The sequence below is a fragment of the Hyphomicrobiales bacterium genome (genome assembly GCA_016125495.1).
In the GTDB taxonomy this organism is placed as follows: domain Bacteria; phylum Pseudomonadota; class Alphaproteobacteria; order Rhizobiales; family RI-29; genus RI-29.
In genome coordinates this window covers 47,441-64,174 of sequence record WGLQ01000027.1, presented here as the reverse complement: position 1 = coordinate 64,174, position 16,734 = coordinate 47,441, and the positions used below count along the sequence as shown (strand labels likewise).

Below are 16,734 nucleotides of genomic sequence, written 5' to 3'. Positions count from 1 at the left end.
TCTTCTCCTTTGTACTTTCCCGTTCAAACGAGGATGCGACCCTCGAGATACGCGCGTCCAGCCGCACTCGAAGGGGATAAAAAAAAATCGTGTGCTGGGGAGTGTTCGGCCACCCTCCCGCGATGGATGAAAACGACCTCGTCGGCGAGGCGGCGAGCCTGCGCGGCGTCGTGGGTGACGAGGAGCACGCGCGTGGCACCTTGGTGGGCGGTGCGCACGAGGCGCTCGATGATTTCGGTGGAGTGGGGGTCGAGGCTGGCGGTCGGCTCGTCGAGCAGCAGCAAGTCCGGCGAAACGGCGAGCGCGCGGGCCATCGCGAGCCGCTGCTGCTCACCTCCGGAAAGCAGCCTCGCCGGTTGCCCGGCGCGCTCGAGCAGCCCGATTTCAGAGAGGAGTTCGTCGCGGCGGGCCCGGCGAGCGGACGCGTCGGCAAGCCGAAGCGCCTCGGGTCCGCCGTGGGTGAGGACGAAATCGATGTTCGCGGCCACGGAGCGGCGCAACAGCACGGGTTGCTGGAAGACGAGGGCCTGGCGGCGGCGGACGCCGAGCGGGACGGCCGGCCGGTTCACTTCGGGAGCGGTATCCTCGGTCGTGGTGCCCCAATCGATGCGGCCGGAGGCCGGCCGCAGGAGCCCATGCAGCAGACGCAGGAACAGGCTCTTACCAGCGCCGTTCGGTCCCATGATGGCGGTGAGGCGGCCAGCCACGAGTTCGAGATCGAGCCCGTCGATCAGCCGCCGGCCGCCAGCCTCGAAGGCGAGGCCGCGCACCCGGATCGGCAGCAAGGAGGGCTCGCCGAGGCGATCCGCCGGGTCATCCACCAAACGCGCGCGCTCCTGCATCGTCACCCCGTCACGCATTGGCCTGCCGAGCGGCGGTCGTTCGCAGGCTCATGACGAGCGCATTGACCGAGATGGCGATGGCCAAGAGCACCATCCCGAGGGCGAGAGCCAGGGCGAGATCACCCTTCGATGTTTCGAGCGCGATGGCGGTGGTCATCACACGGGTCAGGTGGTCGATGTTGCCACCGACGATCATGACGGCGCCGACCTCGGCAATGGCGCGGCCGAAGCCGGCGAGCGCGACCGTCAGCAGTGAAAAGCGCGCATCCCACACCAGGACGCCCATGCGTGTCGGCCAGCCGAGGCAAAGGGAGCGCAGCAGCTCGGCATACTCGCCTTCGAGGTCCTCGAGGACCTGGCGCGAGAGGGCGGCGACGATCGGGGTGATCAGGATCGTCTGGGCGATGATCATGGCGGTTGGCGTATAGAGGAGGCCGAGAAAGCCGAGCGGGCCGGCCCGCGAGAGGTGGAGGTAGACGAGGAGGCCGACGACGACAGGCGGCAGGCCCATGAGGGAATTGACCAGCACCAGAAGGGCGCCCCGTCCCGTGAACCGCGTGGTGGCAAGGAGCGCACCGAGCGCAAATCCGATGAGGCACGCAATGAGGGTCGCGGTCAGGCTGACGCGCAACGACAGCAGCACGATTTCCAGCACATCGCTGTCGCCCGTCGCCACCAGGGTGACGGCAAGGCGCATGGCTTCCGTGAGATCGTGCACGCTACTCCCGCTCCGCTCTGCTTGCTGCACCCGGCGCGCTGGCATTCTGCATATTTTTCGGCCTTTCAGCAAGAATGCAGAAGAATGCAGGTTCTTGGGCGTGTGATGACCATGCCCGGCGGCAAGCGACCGGGGCGGGCAACGGGCGATTCCTTGCGCTGTGGCGGGCGCACGATCAGTGGCCCTGTCGTCGCAATTCAGCTGAAACGAGCGGAAGTCGACGACCGCGCGCGCGGCGGCAAGCGCCGGACGTGACGGGATTCGAGCGTCCAGATTCGAGGAGGTTCAATGGTGCTGCTGGTGAGGATTGAACTCACGACCTCTCCCTTACCAAGGGAGTGCTCTACCACTGAGCTACAGCAGCGCTCACCGCCGGACCCCGCGCCGATCCGGTCGGTTGGCCGGCCGGGCGAAAGCCGGTGACGACCGCTGGCCTGTCGACGACGACCGGCCCCGTGCACCGCCGCCCCACCGGGCGCCCTGCCCATCGTGGTTCTGCGAGGCGGGCGGACGGTGCCACAATGGTTGCGTCGAAGCAAGCGCGTCGGTCCCCGGCGCTTGTCGTTCCCGGGTGGCGTCGGTAACGTTGGCGAGGCGACACGGGGGGGAGCTGTGCATGGGTGAAAGTCGCGCCGTGCGGGACAGGCGTTTGGCGGACGCATTGCGCTCCAATCTGCAACGCCGGAAGGCACAGGCGCGGGCGCGGTCCAGCGCTGCTGGGCAAGTCGCCTCGACGGAACCCTCGGATCGCCCGATCACGGGTGATACGGGCGGAGATGGCGAAGCCAAGGGCGTAAGCCTCGAGGGGGGGCAGGCGAACCCGGAGTGATCCACCGCCGAGGCCGACTGCCGCTTCGGGCTCGTCTCGGGAACGCGAGTCGGTTAAGGGTGGCCGGTCATGCGGCCCGGCGGGTAACGGAGCTGGATGGGTTCGGGCGGCCGGGTCAGACTTGCGGATGGCCCGTTACGTTCGTGCGTGCGTCCGACCGAGGGTCGCCTACGCCGATCGACCGCCGGTTCGTGGCCTTCCTGCGGGGCGTTCGTGAGTTTCCGGCGTTCGGTGTCCGCGACGGGGATCATCGGTCGACATCGAGCGGACCAGTCGGGCATCGATCAACCGCCTTCGGGCGCATGAGGACGGATCTGAACAGCCATGGATCGTATCCTGATCAGGGGTGGCAACGCCCTCAACGGCGAGATCGCCATTTCCGGCGCCAAGAATGCTGCCCTGCCGCTGATGATCGCGAGCCTGTTGACGCCCGAAACGCTCACCCTCAAGAACGTTCCCAACCTCGCGGACGTCAACTTGCTGGCGCGCATCCTGCGGAACCACGGGGTGGATCTCTCGGTCGATGGCAAGCGACCGGGACCGGCCATGCATATCGGTGAGACGTTCCATCTCACGGCCCGCGACATCGTCGATACCACCGCGCCCTACGAGATGGTCTCGCGGATGCGGGCGAGCTTCTGGGTGCTCGGGCCGCTCATCGCCCGCTGCCGGCAGGCGCGCGTCTCGATGCCGGGCGGCTGCGCGATCGGAACGCGTCCGGTCGACTTGCACCTCATGGGCCTCAAGGCGCTGGGGGCCGAGATCGACATCGACGCCGGCTACGTCATCGCACGGGCGCCCAAGGGGCTCGTCGGCAATCGAATCACCTTTCCCAAGGTCTCGGTCGGGGCGACGCACAACGTGCTCATGGCGGCGGTGCTCGCGCGCGGTGAAACGGTCATCGAGAACGCCGCCCGCGAGCCGGAAATCGGTGACGTGGCGACCTGCCTTGCGCGCATGGGGGCCAGGATCGAGGGCATCGGAACATCGACGCTCACGATCGAGGGCGTCGATCGCCTCGAAGGCGCACGGCACACCGTCCTGCCCGACCGGATCGAGACGGGCACGTTCGCCATGGCGGTCGCGGCGACGGGCGGCGATGTGCTGTTGTCGGGCACGCAGGCCTCGCTTCTGCAGTCGGCGATCGACGTGCTGCGCGAGGCCGGGGTCGAGATCAGCGAGACGGCGGATGGTATCCGTGTACGACGTGGCGCGTCGCCGCTGCGCCCGGTTACCGTCGAAACGCAACCCTTCCCGGGCTTTCCGACCGATCTCCAGGCGCAGCTCATGGCCCTCATGCTCAAGGCCGAGGGCACCAGCACCATCCGCGAGACGATTTTCGAGAACCGTTTCATGCACGTGCAGGAGCTGGTTCGGCTCGGGGCGCAGATCACGCTGAGCGGAGATGTGGCGACCATTCGCGGGGTGCGCCAACTGACGGGCGCGCCGGTGATGGCGACCGATCTTAGGGCGTCGGTGTCGCTGGTGATCGCCGCGCTCGTTGCCGAAGGGCAAACGACGCTCAACCGGGTCTATCATCTCGACCGCGGATTCGAGCGCCTCGAGGAAAAGCTCAGCCGATGTGGGGCGGACATCGAGCGCGTGAGCAGCTGAGATCGGCGCGCTCGCTGCGGTGCAGCATTCCATTGCATCGCCGCGCCGTGGCCGCTATCTGAAGCGGTCGACGGGCGCGGCTTTGTGCTCAATGGGATAATGCCAACCAGCGGCGGACGACAGCGATGGCCGGTCTGAAACTGCAAGCCATGGACGAGGCTGACCTGCAGGTGATCTCCGCGCACCTGCAGGATGCCGTTCTGCGCATCGAGGACATCGCCTATCGGCCGCGCCAGAAGCGCTTTGCGGCGATCGCCAACCGGTTCGACTGGCAGCGGGCGCTGACGGTTCCGGACGGCGAAGGGGAGCGATACGAGCGGAGGCGTTCGGCCCTCAGGATCGAACGCGTCCTCGGCGCGCAGGTGCGCAACATGCCGCTCGACAAGCCGAACCTCGTGCTGGCCCTGCTGGCGATCCATTTCGAGGCGGGAGTCGCGCCGGGCGGGCATGTGACGCTGGTGTTCGCCGGCGGCGGCTCGATCCGTCTCGCCGTCGAGTGCATCGAGGCCGAACTCAGGGACCTCGGGCCGGTCTGGCGCACCAAGAGCAAGCCACGGCACGAGATCGTCTCGGGGCGCGAGCCGGTGGCGGCCGGCGTGGCGGATGAAATGGCTGAGGATGCCGAGATGCCCGGCGAACCACGCCCGGGCGGCGGCGAAGGCCAGCGGTGATGCGACCGAACGCAACCGGTCGGAGGGGAAAACATGGTCCGATTCCTCGATGCCGGGATGCCGGATTTCGAAGCGCGTTTCGGTGAATTGCTGGACGCCAAGCGCGAGAGTTCGAGCGACGTGGCCGAGGCGGTTCGTGCGATCGTCGCGGATGTTCGCCGGCGCGGCGATGCGGCGCTGTTCGACCTGAGCGAGCGTTTCGATCGGGTCGATCTTTCGCGCGACGGCTTGGCGATCGGACCCGGCGAAGTGGATGGCGCGATCTCGCGGGTCGAGCGCCAAACGCGCGAGGCGCTGGAGGTCGCGCACGAGCGCATCCGCGCCCATCACGAGCGCCAGCTGCCGGTCGATCTCCACCACTCCGATGCCCTCGAAGTCGAGCTCGGCCAGCGCTGGACGGCCATCGAAGCCGCCGGCCTCTATGTTCCGGGCGGCACCGCGAGCTATCCGAGTTCGGTGCTGATGAATGCGGTGCCGGCCAAGGTCGCCGGCGTCGAGCGTCTCGCGATGGTCGTGCCGACGCCGGACGGGGTGGTCAATCCGCTGGTTCTGCTGGCCGCGCGAATTGCGGGCGTCGATGAGATCTATCGTGTCGGTGGGGCCCAGGCGGTCGCCGCGCTCGCCTATGGAACCCGGACGATCGCGCCCGTCGCCAAAATCGTCGGGCCGGGCAACGCCTACGTCGCCGAGGCAAAGCGTCAGGTTTTCGGCAAGGTCGGCATCGACATGATCGCCGGCCCCTCCGAGGTGCTGGTGATCGCCGACGGCGGGGCAGATGCTCGCATCCTGGCGGCCGATCTCCTTGCGCAGGCCGAGCACGACGCAGACGCCCAATCGATCCTGATGACGGATGATCGCGCGCTCGCCGAACGCGTCGCCAAGGAGGTCGAGGCCCAGCTCGCAACACTGCCACGGGCCGAGATCGCAAGCGCTAGCTGGCGGAACAACGGAGCCATCATCGTGCTCGAGAGCCTCGAGCAGGCGCCGGCACTCGCCGATCGGATCGCCCCGGAACACCTCGAATTGGCGCTCGCTCGGCCGCAGGCGCTCGCGGCGTGCATTCGCAATGCCGGCGCGATCTTCCTCGGTCACGAGACCCCGGAGGTGATCGGAGACTACGTCGGCGGAACGAACCACGTGCTGCCGACAGCGCGCAGCGCACGCTTTTCCTCCGGGCTCGGTGTCCTCGATTTCATGAAGCGAACGGCGCTGCTCGAGCTCGATGCGAAAAGCCTCGCGGTCCTCGGCCCGGCCGCCGTCACCCTGGCACGGGCCGAAGGGCTCGAGGGCCATGCGCGCTCCGTGCTCTATCGGCTGGAACGTGACGGGGGCTCGCAATGAGGACGAACGGTGCGGGTGTGATCGCTGCGGCCTCCACACTTCCTCACAATGGTCCACTGGCCAGCCGCCGGGCAATGCCATAAGGCTCGAACATGACCAGCTTTCCCGCGCCGCCCGACGGGCCAATGTTCGATGAGCGCGATCGCCTGATCGAGGTCGTCCTCGATGCGGCATCGATCGCGCGCCAGAACCGCGATATCGAGCACGAGCGCGAGATCGCGATCCTCGATCTGTTGGACGCAAACGCCTTCCGACTGCAGGGGATCGAGCGCGGCCCCTATCGGCTCCTGCTCGGCCTGTCGGACGACCGGCTCGTCTTCGACGTGAGCGACGAGGAGCGCGCTCCCGTCATCGTGCATGCGCTCTCGCTGAACCCATTTCGGCGCATCGTGAAGGACTACTTCCTGATCTGCGAAAGCTACTTCGAGGCGATCCGGACCGCGCCACCGAGCCGGATCGAGGCGATCGACATGGGGCGGCGCGGGCTGCACAACGATGGCAGCCAACTCCTGCGCACCCGCCTCGAGAGCAAGATCTTGCTCGACGAGAATACTGCGCGGCGCATCTTCACGCTCATCTGCGCATTGCACTGGAAGGGGTGAGATGGCTGCGCCCGGCGCCGAGGTGGGCGGTTCGGCCGGTTCGCTGCCGGGCGCGGTGCTGTTCGCGTGCACCATGAATACCGTTCGCTCGCCGATGGCGGCGGCCATCCTCGGTCATCTCGCCGGGCGGCGGATCTACGTGATGTCGGCCGGGGTGCGGGCTGGCGAAGCGGATGGCTTCGTCGGTGAGGTGATGGAGGAAATCGGCATCGACCTCAGCCGTCATGTGCCGCGCGCCATCGACGAACTCCACGACACCTCCTTCGATCTCGTCGTCACACTTTCGCCCGAAGCTCACCACAAGGCCCTGGAGCTGACCCGCACGATGGCGGTCGATGTCGAGTACTGGCCGACCATCGATCCAACGGTTGCGCAGGGCAGCCGCAGCCAGCTGCTCGATGCCTACCGGGCGTGCCGTGACGGGTTGTTCCTGCGCATCAAGAGGCGCTTCGTCATTCCCGGCGCGCCGCCCGGATGATCGGGCCGCCCTTTCTCGTTGTCGCGACTTGACTTTGCCGCGCCGGCACCATCACTCTCCGGCGCAAACGCCTGCCTGACTGAGAGGACCAATGGCGAAAGAAGAGCTGCTCGAGTTTCCGGGCGAGGTCGTGGAATTGCTGCCGAATGCGACGTTCCGGGTAAAGCTCGAGAACGGTCACGAGATCATTGCGCATACCGCGGGCCGGATGCGGAAGAATCGGATACGAGTCCTAACCGGTGACAAAGTCCTGGTTGAAATGACACCCTATGATCTCACCAAAGGCCGCATCACTTACCGGTTCAAGTAGGGCGGGCCCGGCCAGCCAGGCCGAGAGCCTTCGCAAGCTTCGGGCACGCACGGCGAAAACCGGGCGGCGCGCTGAGCTGCGACCAAAGCTCGTGCTCGCCAGCGCTTCTCCGAGGCGTATGCAACTCCTGGCGCAGGTCGGGATCGCACCCGATGCCCTGAGGCCGGCCTCGATCGACGAGTCCGCCCGCAAGGGCGAGGCGCCGCGCTCCCTCGTCAAGCGGTTGGCGGCTGCCAAGGCCGAGGTCGCGCGCGATCAGATCCAGGACGACAAGGAACTGGCCGATGCCTTCGTCCTCGCCGCCGACACGGTGGTGGCGGTGGGACGGCGGGTGCTCCAGAAGCCGCAGTTCGTCGAACAGGCGGTTGCCGCACTCCAGCTCCTTTCGGGCCGCTCGCATCGGGTTTACACCGCCGTCCATCTGATCACGCCCGACGACAAGGTGCGCTCGCGGATCGTGGAGACGCGGGTGCGTTTCAAGCGCCTGACGCCGCAGGAGATCGACAGCTACATCGCTTCGCGGGAGTGGCGGGACAAGGCTGGCGGCTATGCCATCCAGGGCATTGCCGGGGCGTTCGTGGAAAAGCTCGTCGGCTCCTATACGAATGTCGTCGGCCTGCCGGTCACGGATATCGTCAGCATGCTGGTCGGCGAGGGTTTCCCCGTTTATTTCAATTGGTTGAAGCATGGCGAGCGCGATCTTGGCTGAGCGGTCGCGGCGGTCGCAGGGACGCCTGCCATGAATGGCGGCGAGAACGACCGTAGGCCAGGTGTTGGTCGCTGCCCGATCTGCCAGAAGCCGGGTACCCAGGCGTTCCGCCCATTCTGCTCGAAGCGTTGCGCCGATGTCGATCTCGGCCGCTGGTTGACCGGGGTCTATGCGATCCCGGTCGAGCCTGGGGCGGATGCGGACGAGGACGGCCTCAGTTTGCCGCAGGACGATGCCTCCGGCGATGGCGCGTCATTTCCAGCGATCGGTGTGCGCCCGACGGACCGGGCCGACGACTGACGCGCCGCCGGCCGCTCCGTCACCAAACTCAGCTGGCGCTCGCGACCGCCTGTTCGGCCATCGCGACGATCAGCGCGGCGCGGTAGTCGGCCGATCCGTGCATGTCGCTCATGAGGCCGTTCGCAGAGAGGGCGACGCCGGCGGCGGCCGCGGGAGTGAAGCTCGCGGCGAGCGCGGCTTCGAGTTCCGGTGACCTGAAGACGCCGTTCTCGCCAGCCCCGGTCACCGCAACGCGCACACCGCCGGACGACTTGGCAACGAAGACCCCCGTCAGGGCGTAGCGCGAGGCGCGTTGCTCGAACTTGGCGTAGCCGGAGCGGTCGGGGATCTGGAAGCCGATGCCGGTGATCATCTCGCCCTGCTCGAGAGCGGTCGAAAAGAGTCCGGTGAAGTACTGGTCGGCCGGGATGTTGCGCCGGTTCGTGACGATGGTGGCGCCGATCGCCAGCATGGCGGCCGGGTAATCGGCGGCCGGGTCGTTGTTGGCGAGCGAGCCGCCGATGGTGCCGCGGTGGCGCACCTGGGCATCGCCGATGCCTTCGGCGAGACGCGCGAGCGCCGGTAGCTTGGCGCGCAACTCCGGATGGCGGGCGATCTCGGCGTGGGTCGTCGCCGCGCCGATGCCGATCGCGCCACCGTCGCGGTGGATGCCCTTGAGCTCGGGGATGCGCGAGATGTCGACCAGCGTCGAGGGCCGGGCGAGACGCATCTTGAGGGTCGGGATCAATGTGTGGCCGCCGGCGATCGGACGGGCGTCCGGATCGGCGAGCGCGGCGACGGCCTCAGCGACCGAGGCGGGGCGGACGTAATTGAAGGAATACATGTGAGGCTCCCTCTCTCGCTCGCCTACTCGGCGGCCCGGCGCGCAGGCGCGCCATTCTGGATTGCCCGCCACACCTTCTCTGGCGTCGCGGGCATGTCGATGTGGTCGACACCATACTCCTTCAGCGCATCGACGATGGCGTTGATGACGGCGGGCGGCGAGCCGATGGCACCAGCTTCGCCGCACCCTTTGACGCCGAGCGGATTGTGCGTGCACGGCGTCGAGGTGGTCGCGACCTTGAACGACGGCACGTCGTCGGCGCGCGGCATGCAGTAGTCCATGTAGGAGCCGGATTTGAGCTGGCCCGCCTCGTCGTAGACGCAGTGCTCGAGCAGCGCCTGGCCGATGCCCTGCACGAGGCCGCCGTGAACCTGGCCCTCGACGATCATCGGGTTGACGATGTTGCCGAAATCGTCGGCGGCGACGAATTGCACGATCTCGGTGAAGCCCGTCTTGGGGTCGATCTCGACCTCGCAGACGTAGGTGCCGGCTGGGAACGTGAAGTTCTTGGGATCGTAGAACGCGGTCTCCTCGAGGCCCGGTTCGATCTCCTCGATCGGGTACTTGTGCGGCACGTAGGCGACGAGCGCGACCTCGCCGAAGCTCTTCTTACGGTCGGTGCCGGCGACCTGATAGTTGCCGTTCTCGAAGACGATGTCGCCGACGTCGGCCTCGAGGAGGTGGGCGGCGATGCGCTTGCCCTTGAGGATGATCTTGTCGACTGCGTTGACGATGGCGGTGCCGCCGACGGCGAGTGAGCGCGAGCCGTAGGTGCCCATGCCGAAGGGGATTTTCCCGGTGTCGCCATGGACGATGTCGACCTGCGCGAGGTCGATCCCGAGGCGGTCGGCGACGACCTGGGCGAAGGTCGTCTCGTGGCCCTGGCCGTGGCTGTGCGAGCCGGTCATGACGGCGACGCTGCCGGTCGGGTTGACGCGCACGGTCGCGGCTTCATAGAGGCCGGCGCGGGCGCCGAGGGCGCCAACGAGGCTCGACGGCGCGATGCCGCAGGCCTCGATGTAGCTGCAGAGACCGATGCCGCGCAGTTTTCCGCGACCCCGGGCCGCGGCGCGGCGCCCTTCGAAGCCGCCATAGTCGGCGAGCGCGAGTGCCTGCTCGAGGCTCGCGTCGTAATTTCCGGTGTCGTAAACGAGGGCGACGGGCGTCTGGTAGGGGAACTGGTTCGGCTGGATGAAATTGCGCCGGCGCAGTTCGGCCTGGTCGATGCCCATCTCCTGGGCGGCTTTGTTGATGACGCGCTCGATGAGATACGTCGCCTCCGGACGGCCGGCGCCGCGATAGGCATCGACCGGCACGGTGTTGGTGAAGATCGCCTTCACATTGGTGTAGACGGCGGGCGTCGTATACTGGCCGGCGAGCAGCGTGCCGTGCAGCCAGGTCGGGATGCAGGGTGCGAAGGTCGAGAGATAGGCGCCCATGTTGGCGAGCGTGTCGGCCTTCAGAGCCAGGAACCTGCCGTTCGCGTCGAGGGCGAGCTGGACGCGGGTCACGTGGTCACGGCCCTGGGCGTCCGAAACGAAGCTCTCGGAACGCTCGGCGACCCACTTGATGGGCCGGCCGATCTGCTTGGAGGCCCAAGTGACGAGCGCTTCCTCGGCGTAGTGGTAGATCTTGGAGCCGAAGCCACCACCGACATCGGGGGCGACCACACGCAGCTTGTGCTCCGGGATGCCGAGCACGAAGGCGCCCATCAACAGGCGAATGACGTGTGGGTTCTGGCTGGTCGTGTAGAGCGTGTACTCGCCGCTCGCCATGTCGTAGTGGCCGATGGCGGCGCGCGGCTCGATGGCGTTGGCAACGAGGCGCTGGTTGACCAGATCGAGCGTGGTGACGTGCGCGGCGTCCGCGATCGCGGCCTCGACGGCCGCCTTGTCTCCCAGCTCCCAGTCGAAGCAGAGGTTGTCGGGCGCCTCGTCGTGGACCCGGCCGGGACCGGCGGCGGCGGTGCGCATGTCGACCACGGCCGGTAGTTCGGTCAGCGCGACTTCGACCAGTTCGGCCGCGTCCTTGGCGGCGGCGAGGCTCTCGGCGATGATCACGACGATCGGGTCGCCGACGTGGCGCACCTTGCCGGAAGCCAGCATCGGGTGCTTGGGCTCGACCATCGGCTTGCCGTCCTTGCCGGTGACGAGCCAACCGCACGGGATGCCGCCGACGGGCCCCGAAGCATCGATGTCGGCCTGCGTGAAGATGGCAACCACGCCCGGTGCGCCACGGGCCGCCGATACGTCGATCGAGTCGATCGTGGCGTGTGCGACCGGTGAGCGCATGATGTGGAGGTAGGTCTGCCGGGGCAGGTTGATGTCGTCGGTGTAGCGGCCGATGCCCTTCAGGAACCGGAAGTCCTCGCGGCGCTTGACGGCGCTGCCGATGCCATTCGATGCCATCGTCTCTCTCCCTTCGTTCTCTCGGTCGCCGTCACTCTGCCGCGGTCTTGGCGCCGGCGGCCATGTTGGCCGCGGCGATCTGAACCGCCTTGACGATGTTGTGATAGCCGGTGCAGCGGCACATGTTGCCCTTCAGCCAGGAGCGGATCTCGGCCTCCGTCGGGCTGGGGTTCTTGGCGATGAGGTCGGCCGCGGACATCACCATGCCGGGGGTGCAGAAGCCGCACTGGAGGCCATGCGCCTCGTTGAAGGCGGCCTGGAGCGGGTGCAACTCGGCACCGGGGGCGAGGCCCTCGATGGTGACGACGTCGGCACCCTCGGCCTGGTGGGCGAGGACGGTGCAGGCCTTGACGCTGTCGCCGTTCATGTGAACCACGCAGGCGCCGCACTGGGAGGTGTCACAGCCGACGTGCGTGCCGGTCAGACCGAGGTCACCGCGCAGGAAGTCGACCAGCAGCGTGGAGGGGCCCGCTTCGCCCGAAACCTTCTTGCCGTTCACGGTCATCGAGATCTGGGGCATGCGTCACTCCTCCTCCGTCGGCACTCGGCCCGCGCTCCGTGCGGCCGGCATCCTCGGCCGGCCGTCGTTCCGGGTGAGACCCTAGGGCAGAGACGACGTCTTCAGCAAGCCGGTCGAACGAACGAAAGCGGCATGGCCGACCTGCGTGCGGCGGCGCGGTTGTCGATGCTCGGGAGGTGCGGGCGCTTCGGCGCCGGTCAGCCGTTGGGGATGGCGGCAAGGCTGGGGACGGCGGCCGCTGCTTCGGCGCGGGCGGGTGCGCGGCGGCGGGTGCGTGAACGCGTGCCAGTGGCGATGCGCTGTTCCCAGGCCAGGGCGTGGGCGACGATCGTATCGAGGTCATCGAGGCGCGAGCGCCAGGCGAGCCGGTCGCGGATGCGGCTGGCGTCGGCGACGAGTTCGACCGGATCGCCCGCGCGGCGCGGGCCGTATTCCACCGTAAGGTCCCGGCCGGCGACGCGCCGGACCGCATCGAGCACTTCGAGCACGCTGAAGCCGCGACCGTAGCCGCAGTTCATGATGTCGCTGGCGCCGCCCGCGCGCAGGTGGTCGAGGGCCGCGAGGTGCGCCGAAACGAGGTCCGTCACGTGAATGTAGTCGCGCACGCCGGTGCCATCGCGGGTCGGGTAGTCGGTGCCGAAAACCTGGAGCCCCGGGCGCCGGCCGAGCGCTGCTTCACAGGCCACCTTGAGCAGATGCGTGGCGTTCGGCGTCGACTGGCCGGTGCGCCCCAGCGGATCGGCGCCCGCGACGTTGAAGTAGCGCAGGGCGATGAACGAGAAATCATGCGCGCTGGCGGCGTCGCGCAGCATCATCTCGCTCATCAGCTTGGATGTGCCGTAGGGAGAGATCGGGGCGGCCGGCGTGCTTTCGTTCACCGGACCCGGAGCGGTCGGCAGGCCGTAGACGGCGGCGGTCGAGGAAAACACCATGTGGCGCACGCCGGCGGCGATCGCGGCGGCGGCGAGCGAGCGGGTGTTGCAGGTGTTGTTGCGATAATAGCCGAGCGGGTCGCGCAGCGAATCCGGAACCACGACCGAGCCGGCGAAATGGAGCACGGCGTCGATCGCGTGTTCCTTGACGATATGGCTCACGAGCGGCTCGTCGCCGACATCGCCGACGACGAGGCGGACCCGATCCTCGGGCACGTTGGCGCGCACCCCGGTCGAGAGGTCGTCGAGGACGACGACCTCCTCGCCGGCGTCGAGGAGGGCGAGTGTCATGTGGCTGGCGATGTAGCCGGCGCCGCCGGTGACGAGTACGGGCATCTGACGGCCTCGCAGGACGAATTGGTGGAGCACATCCCGAGCCGTCGGGGCGCCGGCGGTGGCCGGTTGCCGCAACGGAACGGTTGCGCTCCTGCCCGTGGTCGTCTGCAATGGTGATGCCAGTTCATCGGGGAGGGAGTGATGCTGACCATCTATTCGCCGCGCCATACGCTGCGCGATGCCAAGACCGAGCTGTTCGGGGGCGAGTTGGTCGCGCCCTTCGAGTGTCCGCGACGGGCCGAGATCATCCTCGAGCGGCTCCGGGCGGTCGGGCTCGCCGACATCCGCCCGCCTGTCGAGCATGGTCGGGCGCCGATCGAGCGGGTGCACGATGCCGCCTATCTCGCCTTCCTCGAGAGTTGCTGGGAGCAATGGGTGGCGGCCGGCATGAAGGGCGAGGCGATCTCGACGACGGCGCCTTCGCGGCGGATGTGGCGCGACCGGCCGCCAAAGCACATCGACGGGCTGATCGGCTATTATTGCCTCGCCTGGGAGACCAGCATCACGGCGACGACCTACCAAGCCGCGCGGCTCGCCGCCGACGTCACGCTGACGGCCGCCGAGGCGGTCCGAGAGGGGGCGCGGGCAGCCTTCGCACTCTGCCGGCCGCCAGGCCATCATGCGGCGCAGGACATGTTCGGCGGCTATTGCTTCCTCAACAACGCGGCCATCGCGGCCGAGGCGATGCGGGCGGCGGGGGCGGCGCGCGTTGCCATCCTCGACGTCGATTTCCACCACGGCAACGGCACCGAGGCGATCTTCTATGATCGCGACGACGTGCTGTTCCTTTCCCTCCACGGCGAACCGGAGACGTCGTTTCCCTATTTCCTCGGCTATGCGGACGAGAGGGGGGCCGGGCGCGGCGAGGGCTTCAACGTCAACTATCCGATGGCGGCCGGCACGCCGTTCTCCGTTTGGGACGAGGCGCATGGCGATGCCTGCAAGCGCATCGCCGCCTATTCGCCCGACTTTCTCGTCGTCTCGCTCGGGCTCGATACCTACAAGGACGATCCGATTTCGACCTTCAAGCTCGAGAGCGACGATTTCCTCGCCATCGGTCGGCGGATCGCGCGGCTCGGCCTGCCGACGCTCTTCGTCCTCGAGGGCGGCTATGCCGTCGACCAGCTCGGCATCAACGCCGTCAACGTCCTGACGGGCTTCGAGGAGGGGTAGAGGGATGAGCGTGCCTTTGCGGGCACGGGCCGGCGGCGCCCGCTCACCGAGCAGCGATCCTGCGTTGCGGCGAATCAAGGCCGCCGGTACGCGATGCGGATGGCTGCGCGATGGAAAGAAACTGGCGATGTCGCCCGGGGGCTGTTGCCGCCCGCCCTTGCGGGGGTGGCGATGCTCGCGCTCGCCGCTCTCCTGGCGGGCTGCGCGACCGGTTTTCCCTCGATCCCGGGACACCACGAACGGCTGGTCAAGGTTTCGGGACAGTCCGGTGGCGAGCGGCTGCATGTCGACGTGACAGGTCGCGGCCGGCCGGTGGTGCTGTTGCACGGGCTCGGCGGCAATGCCACCAGCTGGTCGGCCGTGGCGCCGCTGTTGGCATCCCGGCACCGCGTCTACATTCCCGAGCAGCTCGGTTTCGGTCGTTCCGACAAGCCGCTCGGGGCCGACTACAGTCTCGAGGCGCAGGCCCGCCGGGTCGTGCGACTGATCCGTTCCCTCGGGCTCGAACGGCCCGTGCTGGTCGGCGATTCCACCGGCGGGACCATCGCATTGCACGTCGCGCGGCTGGCGCCGGACGACATCGGGCCTCTGGTTCTCATCGCGGCGCCATTGGCGGTCGAGGAACTGGACCTCGTGCGGCTCTATGCGCGCATTCCCGAAATCACGGAAGCGGCGATCGAGGGCGCGCCGGCAAGGCTCACGGCGGCGGTCTCGGCGCGCTCGATCTATCCGTTCGGTTATATCCCGCGCCTCGAGAGCATCGAAGCGCAGGCGCACGTCCTCGATCAACCGGGGGCGCGCGAGGCCAGCGTGGCGACCCTGCGTGCACTGGCCGTGACCGAGAGCGCGGGCCTCAGGCGAGCGGTTTCGCGGATGCGGCGCGAGGTGGCGATCCTGACCTGCGAGGATGACGACGTGGTGCCGATCTCCCACGCGGAGGAGTTGAATGCTCGGATCCGCGGTTCCAAGCTCGTGATCCTCGGGCGCTGCAACCATGCCGGCCACTACATCCATGCCGATCGGATCGCCGAGGTGATCGCGGAGATCGCGCGCTGAGGTGCGCGGCGGCGCCGTGTGGAACGTGGTCGAGGATGCCCTCGGGGCGGCTCACTCGTTCGAAAAGTTGTCGATGTACTGGCGCCAGCGCTTCTCCCCGATGAGGCAATCGGTGACCTCGGCCGATGCCGGGGTATAATCCGCGACGGCAGGCCCGAAGGCGCGCAGGGACGGCGTCGGGGTCGGGCCGTGGCCCGCGATCTCGAGCAGCATCTTGCGGCGAATGGCGGCCGCGAAGTTCTCGCGTTCCGTCACTTCGAGGGCGAAGGCGCCGGTGCCGCCGATGACGCAGTCGATGTAGTAGCGGTGCAGGTCGGCGATGTCGAAGAAGGCGTGTGTGTTGCGCCGGTTCGCCAGCCGCAGCGCGAGGCCATTGATCGTGATGCCACGGGCCGCCACCTCGTCGCGCGCCTCGGTGACCGGGACGCCCGAATTGTTCGGTCCGTCGCCCGAGACGTCGATGACGCGCCGCAGGCCGGCAAAGCCGTTGCCGTCGAAGAGCGAGGCGGCATGGCGGATGGCCCCGGAGATCGAGGTGCGGCGGGCGCGTGAGATCGGCAGGGCGGCGAGTTCGCCAGCGACGGCCTCGGCCTCCTCGCTGGAGCCGATGGCGCGCCAAGGCACGACCACCGATTGCAGGCTCTGGCCGGCCCATTCGACGTACGTGACGGCGATGCGCCCGTGCAGGCCCGAACGGATCGCCTCGACGACACTCGGGTGGGCAAGGGCCGCGACGTAGCCTTCGCGCTGGAGACGCTGCTCCTCGAAGTCCATCGAAAGCGAGACGTCGACGGCGAGGACGAGTTCGAGGTCGACCGGAACCTCGGCGAATGCGGGCGTTGCGGTTGCGATCCGGTGGGCGGTCAGTAGTGCCAGGACCACGACCGCGGGCCGAAGCAACGAAAGGAACGGATGGTCGCGCATGGGCGGGCCCCTTTGCCGGGAGCTGGCGGTGGCATGCGTCGGGGCGGGCCGGTGGTCGCATCCTCGCAGGGTGCGGTGGCTTCGGTCGGGGCGTCCCGGAGGCCGATCATACCGGCTTGCGCGCGACCGGTCACCCGCTATCCTGCCG

The 16,734-nt window shown here is 68.0% G+C and carries 18 protein-coding genes and 1 tRNA gene; 11 read left to right on the top strand and 8 right to left on the bottom strand.

Features of this window, described 5'->3' with window-relative positions:
- Nucleotides 1–23 precede the first annotated feature (23 nt).
- From GC150_16215 to GC150_16205, 3 genes are all read right to left on the bottom strand, one after another.
- A complete protein-coding gene (locus tag GC150_16215) occupies nt 24–842 on the bottom strand; it encodes an ATP-binding cassette domain-containing protein (protein ID MBI1386453.1) in 819 nt (272 codons plus the stop codon).
- Between the two features lie 10 nt (nt 843–852).
- Nucleotides 853–1,539: an ABC transporter permease subunit gene (locus GC150_16210; protein MBI1386452.1), complete on the bottom strand. Its 687-nt coding sequence runs from the start codon at nt 1,537–1,539 to the stop codon at nt 853–855.
- 310 nt (nt 1,540–1,849) lie between these two features.
- Nucleotides 1,850–1,924, bottom strand: a tRNA-Thr gene (locus tag GC150_16205).
- A gap of 252 nt (nt 1,925–2,176) precedes the next feature.
- On the opposite strand from GC150_16205, the gene GC150_16200 reads away from it, so the two are divergent.
- From GC150_16200 to yacG, 9 genes are all read left to right on the top strand, one after another.
- Nucleotides 2,177–2,389, top strand: coding sequence for a hypothetical protein (locus GC150_16200; GenBank protein MBI1386451.1), 213 nt, complete (start codon nt 2,177–2,179; stop codon nt 2,387–2,389).
- 324 nt (nt 2,390–2,713) lie between these two features.
- Entirely contained in the window at nt 2,714–4,003 is a 1,290-nt protein-coding gene (gene murA, locus GC150_16195; protein ID MBI1386450.1) for a UDP-N-acetylglucosamine 1-carboxyvinyltransferase, read from the top strand.
- A 125-nt stretch (nt 4,004–4,128) separates the two neighbouring features.
- Complete coding sequence (locus GC150_16190) at nt 4,129–4,674, top strand: DUF2948 family protein (GenBank protein MBI1386449.1); 546 nt, start codon at nt 4,129–4,131, stop codon at nt 4,672–4,674.
- 33 nt (nt 4,675–4,707) lie between these two features.
- A complete protein-coding gene (hisD, locus tag GC150_16185; GenBank protein MBI1386448.1) occupies nt 4,708–6,015 on the top strand; it encodes a histidinol dehydrogenase in 1,308 nt (435 codons plus the stop codon).
- Nucleotides 6,016–6,140: 125 nt separating this feature from the next.
- On the top strand, nt 6,141–6,617 hold the full coding sequence (locus GC150_16180; protein MBI1386447.1) for a UPF0262 family protein: 477 nt from the start codon (nt 6,141–6,143) through the stop codon (nt 6,615–6,617).
- Between the two features lies 1 nt (nt 6,618).
- Complete coding sequence (locus tag GC150_16175) at nt 6,619–7,095, top strand: low molecular weight phosphatase family protein (GenBank protein ID MBI1386446.1); 477 nt, start codon at nt 6,619–6,621, stop codon at nt 7,093–7,095.
- A 91-nt stretch (nt 7,096–7,186) separates the two neighbouring features.
- On the top strand, nt 7,187–7,405 hold the full coding sequence (infA, locus tag GC150_16170) for a translation initiation factor IF-1 (GenBank protein MBI1386445.1): 219 nt from the start codon (nt 7,187–7,189) through the stop codon (nt 7,403–7,405).
- Nucleotides 7,365–8,114 (top strand): Maf-like protein, encoded by a 750-nt coding sequence (locus GC150_16165; protein ID MBI1386444.1) that lies wholly within the window; start codon nt 7,365–7,367, stop codon nt 8,112–8,114. The genes infA and GC150_16165 overlap by 41 nt, the downstream gene beginning before the upstream one ends.
- A gap of 30 nt (nt 8,115–8,144) precedes the next feature.
- Nucleotides 8,145–8,414, top strand: a complete 270-nt coding sequence (gene yacG, locus GC150_16160; GenBank protein ID MBI1386443.1) for a DNA gyrase inhibitor YacG — start codon at nt 8,145–8,147, stop codon at nt 8,412–8,414.
- Between the two features lie 28 nt (nt 8,415–8,442).
- Here the strand turns inward: yacG and GC150_16155 are convergent, their stop codons facing one another.
- The 4 genes from GC150_16155 to galE form a co-directional block, all read right to left on the bottom strand.
- Nucleotides 8,443–9,237 carry a carbon monoxide dehydrogenase gene (locus tag GC150_16155; GenBank protein ID MBI1386442.1) on the bottom strand — a complete coding sequence of 265 codons (795 nt, stop codon included), beginning with the start codon at nt 9,235–9,237 and terminating at the stop codon, nt 8,443–8,445.
- 23 nt (nt 9,238–9,260) lie between these two features.
- The gene (locus GC150_16150; protein MBI1386441.1) at nt 9,261–11,645 is read right to left on the bottom strand and encodes a molybdopterin-dependent oxidoreductase; all 2,385 of its coding nucleotides are present in this window, start codon (nt 11,643–11,645) and stop codon (nt 9,261–9,263) included.
- A gap of 31 nt (nt 11,646–11,676) precedes the next feature.
- Nucleotides 11,677–12,165 carry a 2Fe-2S iron-sulfur cluster binding domain-containing protein gene (locus tag GC150_16145; GenBank protein MBI1386440.1) on the bottom strand — a complete coding sequence of 163 codons (489 nt, stop codon included), beginning with the start codon at nt 12,163–12,165 and terminating at the stop codon, nt 11,677–11,679.
- Between the two features lie 197 nt (nt 12,166–12,362).
- Nucleotides 12,363–13,433 carry a UDP-glucose 4-epimerase GalE gene (gene galE / locus GC150_16140; GenBank protein ID MBI1386439.1) on the bottom strand — a complete coding sequence of 357 codons (1,071 nt, stop codon included), beginning with the start codon at nt 13,431–13,433 and terminating at the stop codon, nt 12,363–12,365.
- A gap of 141 nt (nt 13,434–13,574) precedes the next feature.
- Between galE and GC150_16135 the strand changes: the two genes are divergently transcribed.
- Nucleotides 13,575–14,606, top strand: a complete 1,032-nt coding sequence (locus tag GC150_16135; protein ID MBI1386438.1) for a histone deacetylase family protein — start codon at nt 13,575–13,577, stop codon at nt 14,604–14,606.
- 93 nt (nt 14,607–14,699) lie between these two features.
- Nucleotides 14,700–15,662, top strand: coding sequence for an alpha/beta fold hydrolase (locus GC150_16130; protein MBI1386437.1), 963 nt, complete (start codon nt 14,700–14,702; stop codon nt 15,660–15,662).
- Between the two features lie 51 nt (nt 15,663–15,713).
- Here GC150_16130 and GC150_16125 read toward each other — a convergent pair whose 3' ends face one another.
- Nucleotides 15,714–16,586 (bottom strand): DUF1194 domain-containing protein, encoded by an 873-nt coding sequence (locus GC150_16125; GenBank protein ID MBI1386436.1) that lies wholly within the window; start codon nt 16,584–16,586, stop codon nt 15,714–15,716.
- Between the last annotated feature and the right edge of the window lie 148 nt (nt 16,587–16,734).